Below are 22,606 nucleotides of genomic sequence, written 5' to 3'. Positions count from 1 at the left end.
GTCAGGGCCGAACTACTGATCTTCCGAGCCGGGAAGCGGCACGGTGAACACTTCCGGCGTCGTCACTTCGCGCGCGATGCGGAAAGCACGGTTCACGTCGTTGGCATGGCTCGACGGCACGTCGACCCAGTCAGGCGCACCGCGATACAGCATCGACAGGCTGTCATCCGGGTTCTGACGGATCAGCGCGACGCGTCCGATCTGCAGATATTCGAACGTCACATCCTGTTCGTTCTCGATGGTCGATTCCGAAAAGGTGCGCAGGCCGCGGCCATAGGACGCTTCGATCTCGTAACGGTTCAGAATGACGCGGTATTTCTCGGCCGCCGACACTTCCGGATCGTCGATCAGGTCGTAGAGCTCGTCCACCTGTTCCAGGCGTTCCTCGTGTTGGAACGGCAGATCCAGCTCGACAAACTGGCGCAGGCCGTCGGCCATTTCCCGCAGCATCGGGATGAGGTCGCGCTGGATATTGCCGACGCTGTCGATCTGCAGCCGCAACGAATCGATTTCGTTTTGCTGCGACTGAATGAACACTTCCTGCTGCGCGACATAGAGCCGCTGGCTTTCGATTTGCTGCAGAAGCGCGCGGTATTCCAGTTCCGCATTGGTCCGATCGTCATCAAGCTGATCGATCTGACTTTGGGTGCTGGCTCCGTCTTGCGTGGATTGCGCACCCGTGTTTAGCGCTTGCTGGATTTGCGCATCCGCAATACCGGCCACGCCAACGGAAAACACCGCTGCTGCGACTGAAGTGCGAAGCCATTTATTCAAGTTCGCCATGTCTCGCCTCACATTGAACGGCGCGGGTTGAGATCCGCCACGCCTGACTGACTATTTGTGCTTTCCGGTGCCCCCGCACCGGTCTAGCCCCTGCTTGTTCTGAGGCCGGACGGCTAGCACGCCGGCCCGAACCTGCAGATTCCATAGAAGTTGGGAAGAAACTCGCGTTGACCCCTTCCCCTCGCTTCGCGGAAGTTTTCCTTCCGTCTCGTTTGGCGAATTACGCCTTCTTAATGAAAGACGCTACCGAAGTGATGCGCGTCAATCAATAGACAGACTCCGGTCGAATGCGGTTGAAGCAGCCATTAACTGCCATTTTCTCGCCTCTACCGGGAATTGCCGTCTTCTCATTGCCCCAAAAGGCGAATGCAGCATGCGCAGCGCCTGAAGAAATCGCGCTTCGGCGGGGCATCACGATAATTTGTTCTGCCGGCTCGCAGCAATGCCGGCGGCACGCGCTGGCGGGCCCGGCGGTCTGCACTCGGATGTCGGCGGGAAATGATGGCTGGGGCGCCAGGATTCGAACCTGGGAATGTCGGTACCAAAAACCGATGCCTTACCACTTGGCGACGCCCCAGCAGCGGGCCTATCAGCCCGGCGGAGGCGCTAGATAGCGACTCACTGCAGATGATGCAACGGGCGGATGCTGTAGTGATTGAATCCCGCGAATGATGTGGTTATAAGCCCGCGCTCCGGTCGGAGTATAGCTCAGCCTGGTAGAGCACCGTCTTCGGGAGGCGGGGGTCGCAAGTTCGAATCTTGCTACTCCGACCATTCAATTCCGCCGCCCGCCCCTTCATGGCATCGATACAGCCCGCCGCAGGCGCGGGATGCGCTTGCGGACTTTCCCTCGCCTAATTCGGCACGATATGCGCATGATGACATCCAACATGTGCAATTCGGGACGGTTTCATGAAACAGTTTTTCATCACCCTGTTCGGCTCGATTCTCGGCGTGATCATCGGATCGGTGCTGGCGATTATCCTGCTTTTCATCGTGCTCGGCGCGTTCATCGCGGCAATGACGGCTGACGCCGAAGAAGCCGCCGGCCTGCCGTCCGGCCGCCTGGTGCTGGAACTGGATCTGCGTGAAGGCCGGCTCGACCAGCAGTCGCGCTCGCCCTTCGCCTTTGCCGAGCCGGCCCCGATCGTCGATGTTGTGCGCCTGTTGGACCGGGCCGGGCGTGACGACCGTGTCGCCGGCTTGTTCGTCCGGGCCAATGAGTTCGGCATGTCGCCGGCGCAGGCCGAGGAATTGAATCGTGCGATCGCCGCCTTCCGCGAAACCGGCCGCCCGGTCATCGTACACTCGCAGGGCTTCAATTCGACATCCGTAACGACCTATCTGGCCGTCGCCAGCGCCGATGAGATCTGGCTTCAGGACACGGCGAGTTTCGCGACGGCCGGCCTTGCCGGCGAAGTCGGGTTCTTCGGAGCCGCGCTCGACCGGTTCGAGATCGACGCCGATTTCATCCAGTTTCTCGAATACAAGAACGCCCCGAACGCCTACACCGAAGACGGATTCACACCCGAACATCTCGAAGCAACGCTATCCTATTTCGGGTCCATTTATGACACCGCCATCGCCAACGCGGCTGCGGGGCGCACACTTGACGCCGCGCGCCTGCAAACGCTGATCGAGCAGGCCCCGCACAGCGCGGAAGCTGCCCGCGAGTCCGGCCTCGTCGATCAGCTCGGCCATGTCGCCGCGGCCCGCGCCGCGATTCTCGAACGGGCCGGCGGCAATGCCGAGTTTGCGGAACTCGAAGACTATCGGCTCAGCGGCGCGCTGAACGCCTACGGCCCGCGTATCGCGCTCGTCGAAGGCCAGGGCGCAATTGTGACCGGCGATGGCGTCTCCTCACCTTTTGGCGGTAATCCGCTGATCGGCGGCGACGCCATGGCCGAAGCCATCACCAACGCCGCTGAAGCCAACGGGACGCGCGCCATCATCGTCCGCATCGATTCACCGGGCGGATCGTCGATTGCGTCCGATCAGATCTGGGATGCGGTTCGCCGCGCCCAGGATGACGGCATCCCTGTGGTGGTGAGCATGGGAGCGGCTGCCGCGTCGGGCGGTTATTACATAGCGGCACCCGCTGATCACATCATCGCCAACGCCACCACATTGACCGGTTCGATCGGCGTCTATGGCGGCAAGATCAATCTCGACGGCGCATTCGGCTTGATCGGCATCAATTTCGAACAGGTATCTGTTGGCGGCGAGTTTGCCGGCGCCTACTCACCGAACGAAAGCTGGACGGATAGCCAGCGTGCGGCCATCGAGGCGGAACTCGGCAATGTGTATGAGGATTTCACAGAGAGGGTCGCCGAAGGCCGCGACCTGTCGCGCGAGCGCGTCGCCGAGATTGCGCGCGGGCGCGTCTGGACAGGCGAGCAGGCGCTTGAGCGGGGTCTGGTGGATGAGATCGGGGGCTTCATGGAAGCGGTCGATGCCGCCCGGCGGCTGGCGGGAATCAACGCCGGTCAGTCGGTGTCGATCCAACGCTTCCCGCGCGAGCGGACGCCGTTCGAAGCCTTCCAGGAGCTCTTCGGCGTTTCCGCCGATTCCGCACAATCGCTCGCCCGTCTCAATGCGATCATGGAGGCGCCCGAAATGCGCGCCCTGATCGAGGCAAGGCAGGCGGCGCAGCCGGGTCAGGAGCTACGCTCACCAGTCATCCAGCCGCGCTAGATCAGGCGAATAACAGTCCGACAAAAACCAGGACGACCGTCGCCAGCAGGAGCACGACGAGATAGGTGAGATCCAGCGTCAGCGTCCGCAAAACGGACATGAACCGGCCGTGCTCATAGACCACCCGATGGATGCGGTAGAGATAGATATTGCTCCAGATCAAAAAGATCAGGTACGGCAATCCGCCAACCAGCAGCCCGATCGGATGCATGAGGATGAACAGCGCGAACAGGAAGGCGTGAAAGTGCAGCGAGACGATCAGATGATCGTAGAAATAAAATCCTCGGCGCCAGACCTGGCCAATTGCAAGGATGAGCGCATAGATCGGCAACAGCACAAACAATAGCCGCGGCAGCCAGCGCTCCATGGCGCTGAACAGCAGCGCCGGATCGTCGATCACCCTTTCCAGCTGCCGCGCAAGCTGCTGACGTGCCGCCAAGGGCAAGCCGGCCAGCGCTTCGATCTCGAACGAGACCTGCAGATCTTCAGGGTCGCCGACCACAACTTCGGATGAATCCGGCGCGCCTTCATCGGGATACTCCTCCGGCAGCAGAATGCGGCGGACCCGATCACGCATGTCGGCGCGGAGGCTCTCGCTGGATACCGCCGCAGCCGCGGCGATCTCGGCGGCATCGCCGGCTTCACTCGGATCGCCCGCCAGATTATCGATCGCCTGCTGGATCTCGGCAGAAGCCGTCGGATTGTCCTCGGCGATCCGCTCAAGCTCCTGGGACAGCGCCGCGCGGTCTTCCTCGGACAACTCGGCTTGCGGGATGACCACATTATTCCATCCCGAATTGCCGAGCCCGAACAGCAAGAAGAATAGGATGCTGGCAAACAGGTAGAGCCGGAATGGCTGGACGTAGCGCGCGCGGACGCCCTCAAGATACTTGCGGGTCAGATAGCCCGGCCGGAACATCAGCGCCGGCACGGTCCGCCACAAGCGGCCGTCCAGTCCGATCAGCCCGTCCAGCACCTCCCACAGCAGCGACCAGACCGGGCGGTGGAAACTGTCCGAGTCCTGTCCGCAGCTGTGACAGATACGCCCTTTCAGCGGCGTGCCGCAATTGCTGCAAATCCCGTCCGTTTCCGTGCTGAAACGCGAGCGCGACGCGCGTTGCGCGGCGCGGGCCTCGCTGGCCGCGGAATCCGCGACGACGGCATCGGATACCGCATCCGTCATCAAAAAGCCCTCCCCCGAGCCCGCAATCTACGCGCTCGGAGGAGGGCCGCAAGTCTGTGCGCCTGGCGCGTGTCTAGTCGGCCGATGAATCGCCGGAGCTTCCGGCTTCTGCCTGCGCACCTTCCAGGCACATGAAGCGCGTGCGGTGGATGTGGACGATATTGTCCTCCCAACCCGTCACTTCGGGGCTGACCACGGCGCGGTTGACGTAAAACACGATCGGCACGATCGGCATGTCGTCGATCATCATCTGCTCGGCATCGGCCAGCATGCTGGCCCGGACTTCCATGTCCAGCTCCTGGTTCGCGCGCGCAACCAGATCGTCATACTCCGGATTGCGGTAGCGCGAATAATTCATCGGGATCGACCGTTCTTCCGCCAGGAAGAGGAAGTTGTAGGGATCGTTGTAATCCGCGATCCAGCCGCCATCGCCGATCTGATAGTCGGCCGAGCGGAGATTTTCATAGTGGATCTGCGTCTCGATCTGGACGATGTCGACATTCACCCAGTCGGCGATGCTTTCCCAGTCCTGCTGCACCACCGGCGCGATGCGCGGATTGTCGCCCGTCGAACGGTGCGAGTATTCGAACTCCAGCGGATTGTCCGGGCCGAAGCCGGCTTCCAGAAGCAATTCGCGGGCAAGCTCACGGCGCTCGTCCATCGACAGCGAAGCCCATTCAGCGCTCACCCCGCCGGCATAGTTCGCCACATCCGGCGGCACCAGCGAATACGCGGCAGACCGGCCATCGCGATAGATTTCCTCGGCCAGGAATTCCCGGTTGACCGCCATGCCGAGCGCGTTGCGCACGCGCGGGTCGGCGAAGCCGTCAATCTCGTTATTGATCGAGAAATAAACGGTGCCCATGTACGGATATACCCGGACATATTCCTCCATCTCGCGGCGCAGCCGGTCGATATGCTGGCCCGGGAATTCATTGTTCAGGTGCAATTCGCCGTTCTGAACGCGGCGCACACCCGCCGCTGCATCAACCGTCGGATAGTAGAACACCTCGTCGATGCAGACACTTTCATTGTCGAAGAAACGCTCATTGCGTTCGACATGAACGAAATTGTTCGTCGCCCACTGCACCAGCCGGTATGGACCGTTCACCTGGATATTGCGCGGCTGGACCCACTGATCGCCGAATTCCTCGACAACATGGCTCGGCACCGGGAAGGTCGTGTAGTGAGTGAGAAGGCCCGGCAGATAGGGGGCCGGGTTTTCGAGCCGGATCTCAAGCGTATTGTCGTCGATCGCCTCGACACCGACCGCTTCCGGAGGCATTTCGCCCGAATTGACCGCTTGGGCATTTTCGATCGGATAGAGCAGCGACGCATACTGCGCCAGCGTGGCCGGATTAAGAATGCGCTGGAAAGCGTATTCGAAATCGCCAGCCGTCACCGGTTCGCCATCCGACCAGACCGCTTCGCGCAGTTCGAACGTCCAGGTCAGGCCATCTTCGCTGACCGTCCAGCTCTCCGCCATACCGGGGATCGGGGCGCCATGGGCGTCGTCCGTGAACAAGCCGATGAACATGTCACCGATAATATTGTTCTCCCACGTTCCGCTCGCCTTGTGCGGATCCAGCGTCAGCGGTTCGGCGCTATTGCCCCGGTGCAAAACGACGATGTCGGCATCGACATCGCCACCGCCGCCGCAAGCTGCTAGCGTCAGGCTCGAAGCTGCCATCAGCAGCGCGGTATGGAATCTTGTATTCTTAAGCATGGTCAGGACCCTCTCCGTTCCCGATCGATCAGTCTAAAACTCTTCACATGGCATTGCGTCACACGGTCGACAGCGACCTGACGCTCACGCATAGTCTGCGAAACTCATCAAGCGATAGCAAGTTAACCATGAACACCCGATTACTGGCCATCCTCATTTCAGCGCTGGCTTCAACAACCGCATTGGCCCAGTCGGGCGACTCGCCGCTCTCTCCGCTCTTTTCCTGCCGCGCCCTCGAGAACGATGCCGACCGCCTCGCCTGCCTCGATGCTCAGGTCGAAGCGCTTTACCGGTCGGAGAATGCAGGCGAACTCGTCGCCGTCGAGCGATCCGAGATCGAGGCCGCAGAGGAAGCCACCTACGGCCTGGACATCCCGCAATTCCGCCTGCCGCGCCTGCCCTCCGTCAGCCTGCCGTCCATGTCCGGGACCGCATCTGCCGATCTCGCCGATGCCGTTGCGGCCGGCGCGGATCCGGTCGCGTCGACCACCAACAGTGCGGCGGCGTCCGCAACGGTCGCGGCGCGGCGCGTCGAGCGCAACGACGCCGGTGAAATTACCCGGATCGAGGGCCTCGCCGTGCAGGACATCGGCCGCGACGCCTATGACCGGATGATCATCACCCTGCAGAACGGACAGGTCTGGCGCCAGATCGACGATACGCGGGTGCTTTACTCACGGCGCCAGCCCTTCACCGAGATGTTCGTCGGCGTTCGCAGCGCGGCGCTCGGATCGCACATGATGCAGCTCAACGGGCGGGGCCGCTGGTTCCGGGCCCGGCGCGAGCAATAATAACGGGCGGCCAGCCGCCATCAGGGAACACGCCATGAAACACATCTATCTGACCTCGGTTTTCACCTGCGGGCTGGCGCTGACATCGCCGGCCCTGGCGCAGACGACCGATCCGATCGACGATATTCTGCGCTGTCAGGGGATCACCGATGAAGGCGCACGCCTCGCCTGTTTCGATGCCGCGGCCATGCGTCTGGCCGGCGAACGCGACGATGGCCTGGTTGCGGTCTACCGGACCGATATCGAAGGTGTGGAGAGAGATTCGTTTGGCTTCGACCTGCCGAGCATGCCCGGGCTCAGCCTCTCCCTGTTCCGCGGCAGTTCGAACGCGCCGGATCCACTCGATCCCGGCACCACGCCGGAACGCATGGCCGGCACCGGGACCGGCACCGCCGCTGAGCCAGCGGTCCCGTCGACGCAAATGGCCCGCGCGGACACGCCCGAACCCGAAGCCAGCCCGCCGGAAACCGGCGAGGACAGCGGCGGGGTCTTTTCGCGCATGCCGCGTCTCGGCCTGTTCAACCGGGGCAGCGAAACCAATACCCGTCCCTCGGACGCCGAACCCATCAATGGCGTGCAGGTCGTCGAGCGCGACAATGAAGGCGGCGTCGAACGCATCGTCATGCAGATCGAGCGTATTCGCGAGATCGGCTATGGCCGCCACCGCTTCTACATGACCAATGGCCAGGTCTGGGTGCAATCGAACACCGACCGCTTCCGCTACAATGACAATGAGGAAATGTTTGCGGAAATCCGCCGCGCCGCCCTCGACAGCTACTTCCTGCAGATCAACGGCACCGGCCGGGCGCTGCGCGTGCGGCGCGAACGCTGATCAGCGGTCTTTCGGATCGATGGCGTCGCGGACGCCATCGCCGATAAAGTTGAAGCAGAACAGCGTCAGCATCATGGTCGCGGCGGGGATGATCAGCGTCCAGGTCGCGATCTGCATGTCTTGAGCTCCCGAAGCAATCAGCCGGCCGAGCGAGGTCAGCGGCTCCTGCACACCCAGCCCCAGGAAGCTCAGGAAGCTTTCCGCCAGAATGACGACGGGGATGGTCAGCGTCACATAGACGATCACCGGGCCGAGCACGTTCGGAATAATGTGGCGGCGGATGATCGACAGCCGCGAAACGCCTGCGGCCTGCGCCGCCTCGACGAATTCCATATTCTTGATCGAAATGGTCTGCCCGCGCACGATCCGCGCCATGGTCAGCCACTCCACCGCGCCGATCGCGACGAAGATCAGGATGATGTTCCGGCCAAACACCACCATCAGGATGATCACAAAGAAGATGAAGGGCAGCGAATAGAGCACGTCGACAATGCGCATCATGATCTGGTCGACCCGGCCGCCGACGAATCCGGCCGTTGCGCCCCAAAGGACGCCGATCACCAGTGATACGAATGACGCGACAACGCCCACCATCAGCGAAACGCCCAACCCGACGAGCGTCCGCGCAAACAGGTCGCGGCCTTGCGCGTCGGTGCCGAAAATGTGCCAGTTCTCGAGCGTCGGCTGCAACCACACGCGATCTCGATAAATCGTTTCATGGCTGTGCGGCCACACGAAGGGCCCCACGACCGCGATCAGCACCAGCAGGCCCAATACGATCATGCTGCCGACGGCTGCCTTGTTGCGCAACAGCCGCGCCAGCGCATCGTCCCACAACGAACGGCCTTCAACGGCGGCGGTTTCGAGCGCTTCCGCGTTCAGCTTGGATCCGATGGTCGTGCTCACTCGAACTTCACCCGCGGGTTAAGCGTCGCATACATCAGGTCCGCCAAGAGGTTCAGCAGGATGATCAGCGACGCATAAAGAATGACCACTCCCATTACGACGGTATAATCCCGCTGCAGGGCCGCCATCACGAATTGCCGGCCGATGCCCGGCAGCTGGAAAACCTGTTCGATCACGATCGAGCCGGTCACCAGAGCGGCCGAAGCCGGCCCGATATAGCTGACCAGGGGCAGGATCGCAGCGCGCAGCGCATGCCGGAACAGAACCGCCGGACCGGACAGGCCCTTGGCCCGCGCGGTGCGGATATAATTGGAGCGCAGCACTTCGATCATGCTCGCGCGCATCAGCCGCGACACAATAGCGATTTGCGGAAGCGCAAGTGTGACGACGGGCAGCACCAAGCGTTCGGGCGTCATGCCCAGCCGCGGATCCAGTCCGCCCATTGGCAGAAGCCCTAGATAAAGGCCGAACACCAGCGCCAAAATGGGTCCCATCACAAAGGGCGGGATGGTGATCCCGCCCATCGCGAAGCCCATGACCGCGAAGTCGGTCGCCTTGTTCTGCCGCAAGGCGGCTAATGATCCCAATATGGATCCGACAAAGAGTGCCAGAAGGATCGACAACGCACCGATGGTGGCGCTGACCGGAAATCCTTCGACAATGATGTCCGAGACGGTCTTGTCGCGGAACCGCAGCGAAGGACCGAGATCTGCTTGCGCCAGACCGCCCAGATAGGAGACATACTGTTCGTGCAACGGGCGGTCGAAACCGAAATGCTCGAGGATATTCTGCCGGACTTCTTCCGGCATCGGCCGTTCGAGATCGAAGGGACCGCCCGGCGCCGCACGCATCATGAAGAATGCGACCGTGATTATCACCAGTATTGTGGGAACGGCGATCAGAATTCGCCGGGCAACATATCCGAGCATTTACGCACTGACCCTGGTGGTTTTGACGCACCGTTCATGCGGTGCACTGGAAAGTCAATCAATAGCTCGGCGCAGTGTGAGGCTATCGGAATGCAGGTCGCCGGCCCCGTCGTTAACGGCCAACGCCCCGGGGATCGCCTGAAGGGCTGCGAGTGCCAGCAGGACGAAAACCGCCCGCCGCAAGCGCGCGGAGAGAAAATTCAACGTCTCGATCCATGCCGGCATGATACAGTCCCGCTCGTTTCAGGGCTTCCCTCGCAAGGCTTGGGCCGTTAATCACAATTGCGTGTGCCCGCGCAGCGGGCGGCAGGGATGGACGTCAGGCATGAACAGCGCCTTTTGGTGGTCGGACTGGGCTTATCGGGACGGGGTGGTCTCCGTGAAAAGCACGGGTCACCAGCTTCCCTTGAGGCGCAAATTCATCGCGGTCTGCCTGAACTGGCTGGTGTTTTATTTCTGTATGGAGGTTTGGCGCATCATGTCGCTGCGCCGCCGCGGCCCGCGGATCGCCTTCACCCCGCACCAGCCGCGTCCCTGGTATTTTATCTGGGCCTGCACGCATGCGATCGGGGGCCGCGTGGTCCGAGATGAAAGCCGCGCCGACCTCACCATCTATTTCGAAGACAAGACCGTCGCCCCCCTGCCCGCACTGCCAGCCACAGCCGCGCACATGAATTTCGCATGCTGCGACGTATCGAAAACACATGTGGCACGCATATTCGAGCAGACTTTCGGCTATGCAGTGGGCGTCGATCCCGAGCGATTCGTCGGCCCGGTGGTTGAGAAATCCGAGGTCAATGGCGCCCACGACGGCCGCGTTCTGCACGCTCCGGTAGCCAAGACCGAAGGCCGCGCCTATCAGCGTCTGATCGACAACCGATGCGGTGAGGACCAGGTCGCTGATTACCGCTGCGTCATCGTCGGCCGCGAAATGCCGTTGCTGTTCATCAAGAAGCGGAAAATCGGCAAGCGCTTCACCAATATCAATTGCGAAGTGAAGCTGGTCGAAACCGCCGAGGCGTTTTCCGCCGAGGAGCTGGCGCAATTGATCGAATTTGCCGCGCGCATGGGGCTGGAATGGGGAGCGATGGACGTGTTGCGCGATCGCAATGACGGCCGCATCTATGTCGTTGATGTCAACAAGACGAATATCGATCCGCCGATCGCCCTGCCCCTGAAGGACAAGCTGACAGCGACCTCACGCGTGGCGTCCGCGCTGCAGGCCTTCGTGCGGTCCCGCGCTCAAGGATAAAGGCGCTGCGTCGCCCAGCCCGCCTCGCCGCGCTCGAACACCAGTCGATCGTGCAACCGGAAAGGCCGGTCGCGCCAAAACTCGAAATGCAAGGGATTTAGCCGAAACCCCGACCAGAAGTCGGGCCGCGGCACCGCACCGAGGCCGAATTTAGCGGCTTCCCGGGCCACCGCTTTTTCCAGTGCGAACCGGCTCTCCAGCGGCCGCGACTGTTTGGATGCCCAGGCGCCGATCCGGCTGTCACGGGCGCGGCTCGCGAAATAGGCATCGGCCTCGTCCGGATCGACCGGTGAAACCGTCCCGCGGATACGGACCTGCCGCCGCAGCGATTTCCAGTGAAAGCACAGCGCAGCCTTGGGGTTGTCTGCCAGCTGACGGCCTTTTGCGCTGTCCAGATTCGTATAGAAAACGAAGCCGTTTTCGTCGAAGCCTTTCAGCAAGACCATCCGCACATCCGGCAGTCCGTCCGTGTCAGCAGTGGCCAGCGCCATCGCATTGGGATCGTTGATTTCTTTGGCCTTCGCGTCGGCCAGCCAGTCACCGAACAGAGCGTAGGGATTGGCCTTGTCGAAGATCTCGGCCTCATTGGCATCGGCGGCGGCCTGATATTCTTCCGCGCTCGGCGACGGCGGAATCTGGTCCTTTTTCGCGGTCATCGGCGTCTCCTTTGTCCCGCATATAGAGGGTTTGCCGGCGTCAACCAATCGGGAACCCTCCTCACATTAGGTTTCGCTTTATGTGGGCGGATGATCCCGATACACGCGCCGCGCTGGCGGCCCTGGGCCTCGACCGAGGCGCCAGCCTGGCACAAGCCAAGGCGGCGTTCCGGAAGCGTGCCTTTGCCCTGCATCCCGACACGGGAACGGCGAACCGTACCGCCCTTTCCGAGCTCGCGAAAATCATCCGGGCCGTCCGCCATCTCGAGCGCGCAGCTCCGGAATGCCTGGATCTTACCTTGAGCCCGGAAGAGGCCGCTTCCGGCATCACCCGGACCGCCCGGATCGGCGGCCGCAACGCCGTTTTCCGGATACCTCCAAACGTCACATCCGGGACGACGATAGCGGCGGTCGGTGACGAAAACCTGCAAGCCCGCATCATCATTCACGCGGACACAGAAGAGGCGGCCCCGAGCGCATCGTCCGGCGGATTGACCGCATTCATCGACGAATTTGCCAGCGCGGCTCCGGCGGCCCGGTTCGCGGCCTGGCTGCGAAAGGCCCGCTCGGCAGCGTGACGCCGCCAAAACGCTGATCTAGTTTGCGGTCAGCGCAAAAGGGCCGGTCATGTCTCACAATACATTCGGGAAACTGTTCAGAATGACGAGCTGGGGCGAAAGCCACGGTCCGGCGCTCGGCGTCGTGGTCGATGGATGTCCGCCCGCCCTGCCAATGTCCGAGGACCTGATCCAGCCCTGGCTCGACCGGCGCCGTCCGGGATCGAGCCGTCATGTTTCGCCGCGCCAGGAACCGGACCGGGTAAAGATCCTGTCCGGCGTATTCGAGGACGATCGCACCGGCGGACCGGTGACCACGGGGGCGCCGATCTCGCTGCTGATAGAGAATCAGGACGCGCGGTCGAAGGACTATGATGCGATCCGCGACAAATGGCGGCCGGGCCATGCCGATTACACCTATGATGCCAAATACGGGCTGCGCGATTACCGCGGCGGCGGCCGTTCATCGGCACGCGAAACCGCGGCGCGTGTCGCCGCAGGCGCTGTCGCCCGTCAGGTGCTCGGCCCGGACATCCGGATTCGCGGCGCGCTCATTCAGATTGGTGATCTCGCCATCGACCGGGGCAGCTGGTCGGACGAGGAGATCGATCGCAACCCGTTCTTCTCGCCCGATGCCGGCAGCGTGGCCCGCTGGGAAGAGCGTCTCGACCAGCTTCGCCGCGAGGGCTCCTCGACCGGTGCCGTCGTCGAGGTCGTCGCCAGCGGCGTGCCCGCTGGCTGGGGCGAGCCTGTCTATGGCAAGCTCGATGCCGAACTCGCCGGCGCCATGATGTCGATACCCGCCGCCAAAGGCGTCGAGGTCGGTGCCGGATTCGAAGCGGCCGGCCTGCGCGGCGAGAACGCGGCCGACGAGATGCGTGCCGGCGAAGACGGTCCGGTCTTCTTATCCAACAGAAATGGCGGCGTGCTCGGCGGGATATCCACGGGACAAGACATTGTCCTGCGATTGGCTATCAAGCCCACTTCCTCGATCCGGATCGAACGCCGGACCCTCGATCGCGATTTCAACGAGACGACGATCGAAACCCGCGGTCGGCACGACCCGTGTGTCGGCATCCGGGCGGTGCCGGTCGCCGAGGCGATGATGGCGCTGGTTCTGGCGGACCAGTATCTTCGCCATCGCGGTCAGGTGGGCTGACCGCCGGACCTGAACCAGGCGTTCATGTTAGGGTCATGGCGGCTTCGTTAACCTTCCGGCAATGGGTCGCGCTTCGCGGCTATCCCGAGAGGAGAGGCAATCCATGCTCAATTTCAAGAATTCCTGCCTGATTGCAGCATCCAGCTTGGCGGTATCGCTTGTGTTCGCGATCGATGCGCCCGAGGCGGAAGCGGCTGTGCAACAAGCAGAAAACCAGTTGCGCGGCGCAAATCTGCAGGACCGGCGCGATATCGCCAGAGGCCAGGTCGGTGAACCCCAGGATCGCGGGGCCCGCGGCGGTAACCGTGGCGGCCGCGGCGATGGTGCTCGCGGCGGTAACCGCGGCGGCCGCGGCGATGGTGCTCGCGGCGGTCAAGGCGGACGGGGTGACGGCGCCCGCGGTGGCCGGGGCGGCCGCGGCAATGGTGCTGGTGGCGGCGGTCGCCGGACGGTGCCGGTCCTGCCTAATGAAACCGGCGGCGTAAACCACGCGGACATACGCGATTTCGGCTCACGCGGCGGAAATCGCGGCGATGGCCATGGCACGCGCGGCGGACGTGGAGGCCGCGGTGATGGATATCGTGGCGGACGTGGTGGCCGGGGCGACGGATATCGTGGTGGCAGAGGTGGCCGGGGCGACGGCTATCGCGGCGGTCATGGCGGGCGCGGTGACGGTTATCGCGGCCGTGGCGGACGGCAGAATGCTTACCGTAATGGCTTATATGACGGCCGCCGCGGTGGATATCGCCACGGCTATCGCGATGGTCGCCATACGACGCGCGGTGGATATCGCCAAGGCTATCGCGACGGTCGCCGCGCGACGCGTGGATCGTATCACGGCGCCTACCGCCGCGGATATGTGAACGGCCGTCATGACGCGCGTCGCTACTATCGCAGCTATCGCGTGCCGGCGCGCCATTCCTGGCGCTATCACACGCGCTACTATGATTACGGCTATGACCGCTACAATTACCGCTATTACGACCGCGGCTGCCGTTCAAACGGCGACCAGATCCTCGCCGGCGCACTGCTCGGCGCCATCTTCGGGGTCGCGGTTGCGGACGATGATGCGGCGGGTGCGATCGTTGGCGGCTTTATCGGGGCCGGCCTCGGTTCCGCGCTGAACGATTGCGATCGCGGCCAGTTCCACTATGCCGTCAACTACTCGTTCACGCACGGCAGCCCGTACTACTGGCACAATCCCTATACGGGTGTGCGGGGCGTCGTGGTGGCCCGCGACTATTACCATTATGGCGGCCGGCGGTGCCGTTGGGGGGATGCGGAGATCTACATGCCGGACGGCAGCTTCGTGATCGACGAAGTCCGCATGTGCCAGGACCGCTATGGCCGCTGGCAGGTCGCCCGCCACCAATAAGCTCAAGCGGCAGACAAGCAGAAAGCCGGTTCCTGAATGGGAGCCGGCTTTTTGTTCATCCGGGGCTCATCGCGAATGGCGTAAATCTTGAACAGACGCCGGAAAACCCGGCCTAGAGAACGGAGTTCTGCCATGATCGGTTTCCGCACCTTCCTCGTTTCGGCCGCTGCCGCAGCGGCGTTCATACCGGCCGCTGAAGCCCAGAATCGCTATGCGTCGCAGGCCGACTGCGAAGCCAACCGCCAGGGCCGCCAGGTCGCAGGCGCGATCGTCGGCGCTATCATCGGCGGCGTGATCGGCGCGGAAATCGAGGATGAGATCGACGACCGCGACAATTACCGCGGACGCCATTATGGCTATCGCGGATATCACGGACGCGGCTATCATCGCGGGCGCCATCACCACTATAATCAGCGTCACGAGAATGATGTCGCGGTCGTCGCCGGCGCCGGTATCGGTGCGCTGGTTGGCGCCGGAGTGGCCGGCGGGCAACCTTGCCAGCCCGACTATCGCTATCGGGATTCCGGCTATTACGGCGACGATTACGGCTATCGCGATCCCTATTACAATGACCATCACAGCCGCACGGACTACGGCTACGACTCTTATGATTACCAGCCGGACCAGAACCGCATCTATTACGGCAATGAGGGCCTGGCCGGCGCGCCGGTCGGTGAAAGCCGAATTTACCAGGCGTCTGCGCCCCAAACCGACAATTGCCGCTGGATGACGACCCGCAGCCAGAACCAGTATGGCACCGTCAGCGCCAATGATGTCTATATGTGCCAGGGCATCGACGGCATCTGGCGGCCGGCCCAGTAGGGATAACCTTATCCACGTTTCCGGGCGTGGATAAGGAATTCTCTGTTTCCGTCCCCGCCCGAAATCGGGCTGTCGATTATTCCGCAAATCTCGAATCCGTAACGGCCGTTCAGCCAGATCCGGAACCGTTCCAGCGCCGCCTGAAGGGCGGCGTTGTCTTTGACAATGCCGCTTTTTCCGACGGCCAGCCGTCCGACCTCGAATTGCGGCTTGAACAAAGCGATCAGGTCGCAGTGATCGGCGGCCAGCGAAAGCGGGCGCTCGATCACTTTCGCCAGGCCGATAAAGCTGGCATCGCAGGTAATGATTGCCGGCTGGCAAACCTGTTCCGCGGTGAGGTCCCGCGCATCCTGTCCTTCCAGAGATGTCACGCGCTCATCGTCCCGGAGCCGTGCGTGCAGCTGCCCTGTGCCGACATCGACGGCAATCACCCTTCGGGCGCCCGCCGCCAGCAATACCTCCACGAAACCACCGGTTGACGCACCGATATCAAGGCAGTCCTTGCCGGCAATTTCGACATCAAATGCGTCAAGCGCACCCGCCAGTTTCAGCGCCGCGCGGCTGACATAGGGATGCAAGGGCTTGGCTTCGACCAGTGCACCATCGGTCACGGCCGCCGAGGGCCTTGTTATGACTCTACCGTCAATCGACACAAGCCCGGCCGTGATCGCCTCGCGCGCCCGCGCCCGGCTTTCAAATCCGCAATGCTCGACAAGATATAGGTCGAGCCGGGTTTTCGTCACGACTACTGTGCCGCGCCGATCACGGCCGCAGCTTCTTCATTGCGGCCCAGCGCATCCAATGCGCAAGCCACGATGTGGGGCGCATTAAGCCCGGCTTCTGCATACATCGCGTCCGGCGTATCCTGGTCCTGGAAAATGTCCGGCAGCGTCATGGTTCGGATCTTCAACCCGCTATCGAGCACGCCCCGCTCGGCATACAAATGCAGAACGAACGCGCCAAAACCGCCGCGGGCGCCTTCTTCGATCGTGATCAGCACTTCGTGCTCGCGCGCCAGCCGGAGCAACAAGTCCTCGTCCAGAGGTTTGGCGAAGCGCGCATCGGCGACGGTGGTGGACAGACCCCGCGCCGCCAGTTCGTCGGCCGCTTTTAGCGCTTCCTGCAGGCGCCCGCCCAGCGAGAGCAACGCGATCCGTGAACCCTCACGGATTATCCGGCCCTTGCCGATCTCCAACGGTTCCGCCATTTCGGGAAGGTCAACGCCGAGGCCGGCACCCCGCGGATAGCGGAAACCGCTTGGCCGGTCGTCAATCGCCACCGAGGTTGCAACCATTCGTGCCAGCTCGCACTCATCGGAAGCCGCCATCAAGACAAATCCCGGCAAGACACCGAGATAGCCAATGTCGAACGAGCCGGCATGGGTCGCGCCATCCGCTCCGACCAACCCGGCTCGATCGATTGCAAATCGCACCGGCAGCTTCTGGATCGCGACATCGTGCACCACCTGGTCATAGCCGCGCTGCAGGAAGGTCGAGTAGATCGCTGCAAACGGTTTCATACCCGCTGCGGCCAGGCCGGCAGCGAACGTCACCGCATGCTGTTCGGCTATGCCGACATCGAATGTCCGCTCGGGAAAAGCTTCGCCGAAGAGGTCCAGCCCGGTGCCGCCCGGCATTGCCGCCGTGATGGCGCAAATCCGGTCGTCCTTCTCGGCTTGCTTGATCAGCGACTGGGCGAATACCTTGGTATAACTGGGCGGCCCGCCAGCGGACTTCTTCTGCTCTCCGGTCACCACATTGAACTTGGCGACACCATGGTATTTGTCGTCGGATTCTTCGGCCGGGGCATACCCTTTGCCCTTCTGCGTAACGACATGAACCAGCACAGGCCCGCGGTCGAATTCCTTTACATTTTTTAGGACTTGGGTCAGCGCTTCCATATCGTGCCCGTCAATCGGCCCGACATAGTAAAAGCCCATCTCCTCGAACAGCGTTCCGCCAACGGCCATGCCGTGCGCGTATTCCTCGGCCTTACGGATCGTCTTCTCGAGACCGACGGCCTTGGCCACCGCCTTTCCCATCTTGCGGAAGGAACGGTAGCCGCGCGATGACACCAGCTTGGCGAAATAATGGCTCATCGCGCCGACCGGCGGAGCGATGGACATGTCATTGTCGTTGAGGATGACGATCAGGCGCTGCCCCAGCGCGCCGGCATTATTCATCGCCTCGTAGGCCATGCCGGCCGACATCGCACCGTCGCCGATGACGGCAACCACGCTTTGATCCTCGTCTTTAAGGTCCCGTGCCACGGAAAAACCGAGTGCAGCGGAAATCGAGGTCGAGGCATGCGCCGCGCCGAAGGGATCGTACTCACTTTCCGCGCGTTTAGTGAAGCCTGACAGCCCTCCGCCCTGCCGCAATGTGCGAATCCGGTCGCGGCGGCCAGTCAGAATCTTGTGCGGATAGCACTGATGGCCGACATCCCAGACCAGGATGTCTTTCGGCGTATCGAAAACATGGTGCAAAGCCACGGTAAGCTCGACCACGCCAAGCCCGGCGCCGAGATGTCCGCCCGTTGTCGACACCGCATCGATCGTTTCCGTGCGCACATCATCTGCGAGTTGCCGAAGCGTCTCGATTTTCATGTCCTTGAGATCGGCTGGCGACGTCACGCTATCGAGGATCGGGGTGGTGGAAGCCATTGGCTTTCGCTTTCATTGCCTATGAGCGCCGTTCAAGCACATAGTCCGCCGCGCGTCTTAAAAGCTTTGCACTTTCACCGAAAGGATCAAGGTGATCCTTCGCTTGCGCGGCAAGACGACGCGCCCTGTCTCGCGCACCTTCAAGGCCAAGAATCGTCACAAAAGTGGCCTTGCCTTGGTTTTTGTCCTTGCCAACCGCCTTGCCGGCTTCGGCGGCATTGCCCTCGGCGTCCAGCAGATCGTCGCGGATCTGAAAAGCCAGCCCGATATCGTGCGCATAACCCTCAAGCGCCCTTCTAACGTCAGCCGGCGCTCCCGCCAGTATAGCACCGGCTTCGGCCGCGAACGCGATCAGTGCGCCCGTCTTCATCCGTTGCAGGCGCGTGATGACATTGATGTCGGCGTCCATACGGTCGGCATGCATATCGATCATTTGCCCGCCAACCATGCCGCGCGCACCTGCCGCCTGTGCCAGCCGCGAGATCAGCTCAAGCCGTTTGGCGGCGCTGGAATCGGTGTCGGGACTCGCAAGCAGTTCAAAGGCAAAGGTCTGCAGGGCGTCGCCCGCCAGCACCGCGGTGGCTTCATCATACTCGCGATGCACTGTGGGCCGGCCGCGCCGGACATCGTCATCGTCCATGCAGGGCAGGTCATCGTGGATCAGCGAGTAGGCATGAATGCATTCAATTGCGGTGGCGACCCGCAACAGGCCCTTCTCTCCCGCGCCGACCATGCGGCCCGCCTCGATCGCAATAAACGGCCGGAGCCTTTTGCCGGGTCCAAGGGCGGCATAGCGCATCGCCGACAGGACCGGCCCTTCCGGGCCAGTGGTGCGTGGCAGCAAGGCGTCCATCGCCACGGTGACCCGGTCCGCAGTCTCGGCCAGCAATAACCGGAAATCATCCATGGTGGCGGAATCCTGCATCAGCCGAGGTCGGCGTCTTCCGCACGCGCTTGCCCTTTATCGTCCAACACGATCTTCTCGACCTTGAGCTCGGCCTCACGCAGCTTGGCCTCGCAATGCGCTTTTAATGCTGCACCCCGTTCATAGATCGCGATTGATTTTTCCAATTCGACATCGCCGGATTCCAGCTGCTGGACGATATTTTCCAGCTCGGCCAGTGCCGCTTCGAAGCTCATATTGGCGATTGTCTGGGATGAGTCGGACAAGGCAAACTCCTGATTTCGGCTCTGCACATTAGGGAAAGCGCTGGGCGCCCGCAATTGGATGCGCCTAGCCTATCGGCTTATAGGTTCGGCTTGACCAGTAGGTGTCACCACCATCCTTGACGCATTTCCACCCGCGGCGGCGCAGCGCTGGACGCAGCATCCGGTTGAACCAACCGTGCGCGCACAGCACAACTGGCCCCCGTTGCGCCGCAATCACCAACTTGTCGGCGGCGCGCTCGGCGCGCAATTCGGCCTCGCGCCTTGTTTCCATGCCGCGCGCATATCCCATCCACCAGAAAACCCGCGCATAGACGCCCCAGGTGCCGGGCTTCAACGTCCCCCGCAATTGTGGGGGCGGCAACGGCGCTTCAACAAAATCCGCATCGATCACCAGCTTCCGGTCTGGCGCAGCTGCTTTCGCGGTCTCAATGGCGCGCGGTAACGTGCTGGAGAATATTACTTTTGCCTCGGCGGCCGCCTCGACGAGCGGCGCCGGCGGTTCCTGACCCGGCGCCAGACCGGCGGCGTCATATCCTTTCCACCAGTCCTCATAGCCCTCCCAGTCGATGCGTACGGTCCGGTCGGCATTCGGCCGTCCATGACGAACAATCGTGATCGGGCCGGCAGAGGCAACGGTCTGAACGGGCGACTCAGGCATGGATTCCGCAGAACGGGGCGAACGGGCCGTTGACGGCATGTCCCCTACACAGCCGCCAAGGTTTCGACGAAGGCTGCAGCGGACCGCCCCAGCGCGCCCAGTTCGTAACCGCCCTCCAGACAACAGACAAGCCGCGAAGACGCTGTGCGGCGAGAAAAGGCCGCTAGGCGTTCAGCTGCATAAACGAAATCGCGCTCGTCGAGCGCAACGCTGGCTAGCGGGTCCAGCCGGTGGGCATCAAAGCCAGCAGAAACCAGAATGAATTCAGGTCTGAACGCTTCGAGCGCGCCGATGAGATCCCGGTCCAGACGCGTACGCCAGCCCGTTCCATCCGTTCCGGCAGGCACCGTGACATTGACCACATTGCCATTCAGCCCCGTCTCGTTCTCATGCCCGGTGCCGGGATAAAGCGGCGACTCATGGATGGACCCGAACACCAAGCGGGGCTCATGCTCGGCCATATCCTGTGATCCATTGCCATGATGCACATCGATGTCGATGATCGCGACACGGGCCAATCCGTGCGTCTCCACCGCATGCATCGCAGCGATAGCGACATTGTTGAAAAGACAAAACCCCATAGGCCGATCGCGTTCCGCATGATGACCTGGCGGGCGTGTGGCGCAGAACACCGCCTCCGCCTCGCCGGCCATGACGAGATCGACGGCCTGCACAGCCGCACCGGCACCGCGTAGGGCGGCCTCCAGCGACCCGCGCGACATGAATGTGTCGAAGTCGAATCCGTGAAAGGCTTCGTGATCCGCCGGCTCGCCGTTGAAAACGGCCTCGACATGCGCGTGGATGTGCACGCGCGCAATTTCGTCGCGTGTTGCGCGGCGGGCTTCGATTCGCTCGACATTCTGGAGCGAGGGCGTATCCGCGAAAGCATCCAGCACAGCACGCAAGCGGGCTGGATTCTCCGGATGCGGCGGTGGAAGCCGGTGCTCAAATCCAGCATCGGCGGAAAGGATGACGGTCTTCATGCCGCAGGTCTAACCCGCGGCGGCAAGACCCGCCAAGCGGTCAGTTCTGCTGGGAATTGAACGCACCGACGCGCGAAGGCAGAATGACCAGGGCCGGCATGAACTCCGCGTAATCGCAGGTCAATTCTTCGCCGGCGTGAATATCACGCCGCGCATAACCATCGCCGTCCGCGCGGAACTCGATACACGACGTGTCGCTGTGATTGAGAAAACGCGAATGATCGCCATCCAGCAGATATCCGTTGAGCGACGGATCGAAATAGGCGTATCGCTCGACAAACTGCCGGAACAGCGGCGTCGCATGCTCGAGCTCTTCATGCGTGAAAACACGATCAATGCGCAGATCGAGTGTCCACACGCGCTGGCCGGCGGGCACCGATTCTGCGGCGAAAACGCCAACCCCCTCAATTGAACTGGGGCCAGCATAAGTATCAATAAGTAACATCGCTTGATGAACGCCAAATGGCCTGCGTCGACAGGCACGAAAAATCCGGCGGATGGGCTCCGCAGAGTACGACGCTCCAGCGCCTATAATGGCACTTTTGCGAAAAACGCAATTCACATTTTGCGCGCGGATTTAATGCGTCAGCTGAATGTCCATGATCTTGACGCCATCAGGCGCTGGCGGCGAGCTTGGCACAAAGAAATCGGGCAACAATTCCTCACCCGGAGACACCGAATACTGATCGAGGTCGGTGACACCTTCGGACACCAGGAAACTGTCGTCGATGATGAAGTTCCCGGTGAATTCGGACGCCGGCTTGTTCAAGACGAGATAAGCGGTATCGGCCAGGATTTCCGGCTTGCGGCAGTTCTTGAACGCCTCTTCGCCGGCCAGCACATTGGCAATAGCTGCGGTCGCAATCGCGGTCCGCGGCCAGATCGCATTGGCGGCAATCTTGCCCTTGAACTCGCCCGACCATCCAAGAATGCACAAGCTCATTCCGAACTTGGCGCTACTATAGGCGACATGCGGCGCGAACCATTTCACATCCATGTCGAGCGGTGGCGATAGAGCCAGAATGTGTGGATTCGCGGCCTTCTCGAGATGTGGCAGGCATTTCTGCGTGACGAGATAGGTTCCGCGCGCATTCACCTGATGCATCAGATCCCAACGCTTTACCGGCGTATCCTTCGTATTCATCGGGAAAATGGCAGATGCGTTATTGATCACGGCATCGATGCCGCCGAAATGGTCAACCGCTTTGGCGACAGCCTCTTCGACATTGGCTTCGTCGCGGATATCGACGACCAGCGGCAGGGCTTTCCCGCCCGCCTTCTCGATATCCTCAGCCGCTGTGAAAATCGTGCCGTCGAGCTTCGGATGCGGCTCGGCTGTCTTCGCGGCAACGACAATGTTGGCTCCGTCGCGTGCGCAGCGTTCAGCAATGGCAAGGCCGATGCCGCGGCTGGCACCGGTAATGAACAGCGTTTTTCCTTCAAGTGACATCTGTGCTCTCCCGCAACG

23 protein-coding genes and 2 tRNA genes are annotated in these 22,606 nt (G+C 62.1%); 9 read left to right on the top strand and 16 right to left on the bottom strand.

Annotated features, from left to right (window positions below; genetic code table 11):
- Positions 1–12 precede the first annotated feature (12 nt).
- Positions 13–783: a DUF3450 domain-containing protein gene (locus ACO08C_RS12220; protein WP_421785952.1), complete on the bottom strand. Its 771-nt coding sequence runs from the start codon at positions 781–783 to the stop codon at positions 13–15.
- A gap of 502 nt (positions 784–1,285) precedes the next feature.
- Positions 1,286–1,360 (bottom strand) — tRNA-Gln (locus ACO08C_RS12215).
- Between the two features lie 120 nt (positions 1,361–1,480).
- On the opposite strand from ACO08C_RS12215, the gene ACO08C_RS12210 reads away from it, so the two are divergent.
- Positions 1,481–1,557, top strand: a tRNA-Pro gene (locus ACO08C_RS12210).
- 138 nt (positions 1,558–1,695) lie between these two features.
- Positions 1,696–3,477, top strand: coding sequence for a signal peptide peptidase SppA (sppA, locus tag ACO08C_RS12205; RefSeq protein ID WP_421785950.1), 1,782 nt, complete (start codon positions 1,696–1,698; stop codon positions 3,475–3,477).
- A 1-nt stretch (position 3,478) separates the two neighbouring features.
- Here sppA and ACO08C_RS12200 read toward each other — a convergent pair whose 3' ends face one another.
- A complete protein-coding gene (locus ACO08C_RS12200) occupies positions 3,479–4,660 on the bottom strand; it encodes a DUF3667 domain-containing protein (protein ID WP_421785948.1) in 1,182 nt (393 codons plus the stop codon).
- 73 nt (positions 4,661–4,733) lie between these two features.
- Entirely contained in the window at positions 4,734–6,386 is a 1,653-nt protein-coding gene (locus tag ACO08C_RS12195; RefSeq protein WP_421785946.1) for a peptide ABC transporter substrate-binding protein, read from the bottom strand.
- A 128-nt stretch (positions 6,387–6,514) separates the two neighbouring features.
- Between ACO08C_RS12195 and ACO08C_RS12190 the strand changes: the two genes are divergently transcribed.
- Together ACO08C_RS12190 and ACO08C_RS12185 are read left to right on the top strand one after the other, a co-directional pair.
- Positions 6,515–7,177, top strand: a complete 663-nt coding sequence (locus ACO08C_RS12190; protein ID WP_421785945.1) for a hypothetical protein — start codon at positions 6,515–6,517, stop codon at positions 7,175–7,177.
- 34 nt (positions 7,178–7,211) lie between these two features.
- Positions 7,212–8,009 (top strand): hypothetical protein, encoded by a 798-nt coding sequence (locus tag ACO08C_RS12185; RefSeq protein ID WP_421785943.1) that lies wholly within the window; start codon positions 7,212–7,214, stop codon positions 8,007–8,009.
- Here the strand turns inward: ACO08C_RS12185 and ACO08C_RS12180 are convergent, their stop codons facing one another.
- The 3 genes from ACO08C_RS12180 to ACO08C_RS12170 are packed head-to-tail and all read right to left on the bottom strand — an operon-like array spanning position 8,010 to position 10,069.
- Positions 8,010–8,915: an ABC transporter permease gene (locus ACO08C_RS12180; RefSeq protein ID WP_421785942.1), complete on the bottom strand. Its 906-nt coding sequence runs from the start codon at positions 8,913–8,915 to the stop codon at positions 8,010–8,012.
- Complete coding sequence (locus tag ACO08C_RS12175; RefSeq protein ID WP_421785941.1) at positions 8,912–9,844, bottom strand: ABC transporter permease; 933 nt, start codon at positions 9,842–9,844, stop codon at positions 8,912–8,914. The genes ACO08C_RS12180 and ACO08C_RS12175 overlap by 4 nt, the downstream gene beginning before the upstream one ends.
- 54 nt (positions 9,845–9,898) lie before the next feature.
- Positions 9,899–10,069 (bottom strand): hypothetical protein, encoded by a 171-nt coding sequence (locus ACO08C_RS12170; protein WP_421785940.1) that lies wholly within the window; start codon positions 10,067–10,069, stop codon positions 9,899–9,901.
- Between the two features lie 100 nt (positions 10,070–10,169).
- Between ACO08C_RS12170 and ACO08C_RS12165 the strand changes: the two genes are divergently transcribed.
- Complete coding sequence (locus ACO08C_RS12165; protein ID WP_421785939.1) at positions 10,170–11,096, top strand: hypothetical protein; 927 nt, start codon at positions 10,170–10,172, stop codon at positions 11,094–11,096.
- Here the strand turns inward: ACO08C_RS12165 and pdxH are convergent.
- Positions 11,087–11,752 carry a pyridoxamine 5'-phosphate oxidase gene (gene pdxH, locus ACO08C_RS12160; RefSeq protein ID WP_421785938.1) on the bottom strand — a complete coding sequence of 222 codons (666 nt, stop codon included), beginning with the start codon at positions 11,750–11,752 and terminating at the stop codon, positions 11,087–11,089. The two genes, ACO08C_RS12165 and pdxH, sit on opposite strands and share 10 nt — an antisense overlap.
- A gap of 80 nt (positions 11,753–11,832) precedes the next feature.
- Here pdxH and ACO08C_RS12155 point away from each other — a divergent pair, with 80 nt between their 5' ends.
- The 4 genes from ACO08C_RS12155 to ACO08C_RS12140 all read left to right on the top strand — a co-directional run bounded on the left by ACO08C_RS12155 (position 11,833) and on the right by ACO08C_RS12140 (position 15,665).
- The gene (locus tag ACO08C_RS12155; RefSeq protein ID WP_421785937.1) at positions 11,833–12,330 is read left to right on the top strand and encodes a J domain-containing protein; all 498 of its coding nucleotides are present in this window, start codon (positions 11,833–11,835) and stop codon (positions 12,328–12,330) included.
- Positions 12,331–12,379: 49 nt separating this feature from the next.
- Entirely contained in the window at positions 12,380–13,468 is a 1,089-nt protein-coding gene (gene aroC, locus ACO08C_RS12150; protein ID WP_421785935.1) for a chorismate synthase, read from the top strand.
- Between the two features lie 103 nt (positions 13,469–13,571).
- A complete protein-coding gene (locus ACO08C_RS12145) occupies positions 13,572–14,843 on the top strand; it encodes a hypothetical protein (protein WP_421785934.1) in 1,272 nt (423 codons plus the stop codon).
- A gap of 132 nt (positions 14,844–14,975) precedes the next feature.
- On the top strand, positions 14,976–15,665 hold the full coding sequence (locus ACO08C_RS12140) for a hypothetical protein (RefSeq protein ID WP_421785933.1): 690 nt from the start codon (positions 14,976–14,978) through the stop codon (positions 15,663–15,665).
- An 8-nt stretch (positions 15,666–15,673) separates the two neighbouring features.
- Here the strand turns inward: ACO08C_RS12140 and ACO08C_RS12135 are convergent, their stop codons facing one another.
- The 8 genes from ACO08C_RS12135 to ACO08C_RS12100 all read right to left on the bottom strand — a co-directional run bounded on the left by ACO08C_RS12135 (position 15,674) and on the right by ACO08C_RS12100 (position 22,588).
- On the bottom strand, positions 15,674–16,408 hold the full coding sequence (locus ACO08C_RS12135; RefSeq protein WP_421785932.1) for a TlyA family RNA methyltransferase: 735 nt from the start codon (positions 16,406–16,408) through the stop codon (positions 15,674–15,676).
- Positions 16,409–16,410: 2 nt separating this feature from the next.
- Entirely contained in the window at positions 16,411–18,327 is a 1,917-nt protein-coding gene (gene dxs, locus ACO08C_RS12130) for a 1-deoxy-D-xylulose-5-phosphate synthase (RefSeq protein WP_421785930.1), read from the bottom strand.
- Between the two features lie 19 nt (positions 18,328–18,346).
- On the bottom strand, positions 18,347–19,234 hold the full coding sequence (locus ACO08C_RS12125; RefSeq protein ID WP_421785928.1) for a polyprenyl synthetase family protein: 888 nt from the start codon (positions 19,232–19,234) through the stop codon (positions 18,347–18,349).
- Positions 19,235–19,251: 17 nt separating this feature from the next.
- Entirely contained in the window at positions 19,252–19,467 is a 216-nt protein-coding gene (locus ACO08C_RS12120; protein ID WP_421788717.1) for an exodeoxyribonuclease VII small subunit, read from the bottom strand.
- A gap of 94 nt (positions 19,468–19,561) precedes the next feature.
- A complete protein-coding gene (locus ACO08C_RS12115; RefSeq protein ID WP_421785927.1) occupies positions 19,562–20,155 on the bottom strand; it encodes a histidine phosphatase family protein in 594 nt (197 codons plus the stop codon).
- Positions 20,156–20,199: 44 nt separating this feature from the next.
- Positions 20,200–21,138, bottom strand: a complete 939-nt coding sequence (locus ACO08C_RS12110) for a histone deacetylase family protein (protein ID WP_421785926.1) — start codon at positions 21,136–21,138, stop codon at positions 20,200–20,202.
- Positions 21,139–21,178: 40 nt separating this feature from the next.
- Entirely contained in the window at positions 21,179–21,583 is a 405-nt protein-coding gene (locus tag ACO08C_RS12105; RefSeq protein ID WP_421785925.1) for an SET domain-containing protein, read from the bottom strand.
- 132 nt (positions 21,584–21,715) lie between these two features.
- Entirely contained in the window at positions 21,716–22,588 is an 873-nt protein-coding gene (locus ACO08C_RS12100; protein WP_421785924.1) for an SDR family oxidoreductase, read from the bottom strand.
- Positions 22,589–22,606 lie beyond the last annotated feature (18 nt).

It is taken from the genome of Hyphobacterium sp., from assembly GCF_965229905.1.
In the GTDB taxonomy this organism is placed as follows: Bacteria; Pseudomonadota; Alphaproteobacteria; order Caulobacterales; family Maricaulaceae; genus Hyphobacterium.
This window is presented reverse-complemented; position numbering and strand designations above follow the sequence as displayed.

Excerpts from the sequence above, each read along its gene's own strand:
- ACO08C_RS12220 (WP_421785952.1), bottom strand. The coding sequence starts at position 783 with ATGGCGAACTTGAATAAATGGCTTCGCACTTCAGTCGCAGCAGCGGTG.
- sppA (WP_421785950.1), top strand. The coding sequence starts at position 1,696 with ATGAAACAGTTTTTCATCACCCTGTTCGGCTCGATTCTCGGCGTGATC.
- ACO08C_RS12200 (WP_421785948.1), bottom strand. The coding sequence starts at position 4,660 with ATGACGGATGCGGTATCCGATGCCGTCGTCGCGGATTCCGCGGCCAGC.
- ACO08C_RS12195 (WP_421785946.1), bottom strand. The coding sequence starts at position 6,386 with ATGCTTAAGAATACAAGATTCCATACCGCGCTGCTGATGGCAGCTTCG.
- ACO08C_RS12190 (WP_421785945.1), top strand. The coding sequence starts at position 6,515 with ATGAACACCCGATTACTGGCCATCCTCATTTCAGCGCTGGCTTCAACA.
- ACO08C_RS12185 (WP_421785943.1), top strand. The coding sequence starts at position 7,212 with ATGAAACACATCTATCTGACCTCGGTTTTCACCTGCGGGCTGGCGCTG.
- ACO08C_RS12175 (WP_421785941.1), bottom strand. The coding sequence starts at position 9,844 with ATGCTCGGATATGTTGCCCGGCGAATTCTGATCGCCGTTCCCACAATA.
- ACO08C_RS12170 (WP_421785940.1), bottom strand. The coding sequence starts at position 10,069 with ATGCCGGCATGGATCGAGACGTTGAATTTTCTCTCCGCGCGCTTGCGG.
- ACO08C_RS12165 (WP_421785939.1), top strand. The coding sequence starts at position 10,170 with ATGAACAGCGCCTTTTGGTGGTCGGACTGGGCTTATCGGGACGGGGTG.
- pdxH (WP_421785938.1), bottom strand. The coding sequence starts at position 11,752 with ATGACCGCGAAAAAGGACCAGATTCCGCCGTCGCCGAGCGCGGAAGAA.
- ACO08C_RS12155 (WP_421785937.1), top strand. The coding sequence starts at position 11,833 with ATGTGGGCGGATGATCCCGATACACGCGCCGCGCTGGCGGCCCTGGGC.
- aroC (WP_421785935.1), top strand. The coding sequence starts at position 12,380 with ATGTCTCACAATACATTCGGGAAACTGTTCAGAATGACGAGCTGGGGC.
- ACO08C_RS12145 (WP_421785934.1), top strand. The coding sequence starts at position 13,572 with ATGCTCAATTTCAAGAATTCCTGCCTGATTGCAGCATCCAGCTTGGCG.
- ACO08C_RS12140 (WP_421785933.1), top strand. The coding sequence starts at position 14,976 with ATGATCGGTTTCCGCACCTTCCTCGTTTCGGCCGCTGCCGCAGCGGCG.
- dxs (WP_421785930.1), bottom strand. The coding sequence starts at position 18,327 with ATGGCTTCCACCACCCCGATCCTCGATAGCGTGACGTCGCCAGCCGAT.
- ACO08C_RS12125 (WP_421785928.1), bottom strand. The coding sequence starts at position 19,234 with ATGGATGATTTCCGGTTATTGCTGGCCGAGACTGCGGACCGGGTCACC.
- ACO08C_RS12120 (WP_421788717.1), bottom strand. The coding sequence starts at position 19,467 with ATGAGCTTCGAAGCGGCACTGGCCGAGCTGGAAAATATCGTCCAGCAG.
- ACO08C_RS12115 (WP_421785927.1), bottom strand. The coding sequence starts at position 20,155 with ATGCCTGAGTCGCCCGTTCAGACCGTTGCCTCTGCCGGCCCGATCACG.
- ACO08C_RS12110 (WP_421785926.1), bottom strand. The coding sequence starts at position 21,138 with ATGAAGACCGTCATCCTTTCCGCCGATGCTGGATTTGAGCACCGGCTT.
- ACO08C_RS12105 (WP_421785925.1), bottom strand. The coding sequence starts at position 21,583 with ATGTTACTTATTGATACTTATGCTGGCCCCAGTTCAATTGAGGGGGTT.
- ACO08C_RS12100 (WP_421785924.1), bottom strand. The coding sequence starts at position 22,588 with ATGTCACTTGAAGGAAAAACGCTGTTCATTACCGGTGCCAGCCGCGGC.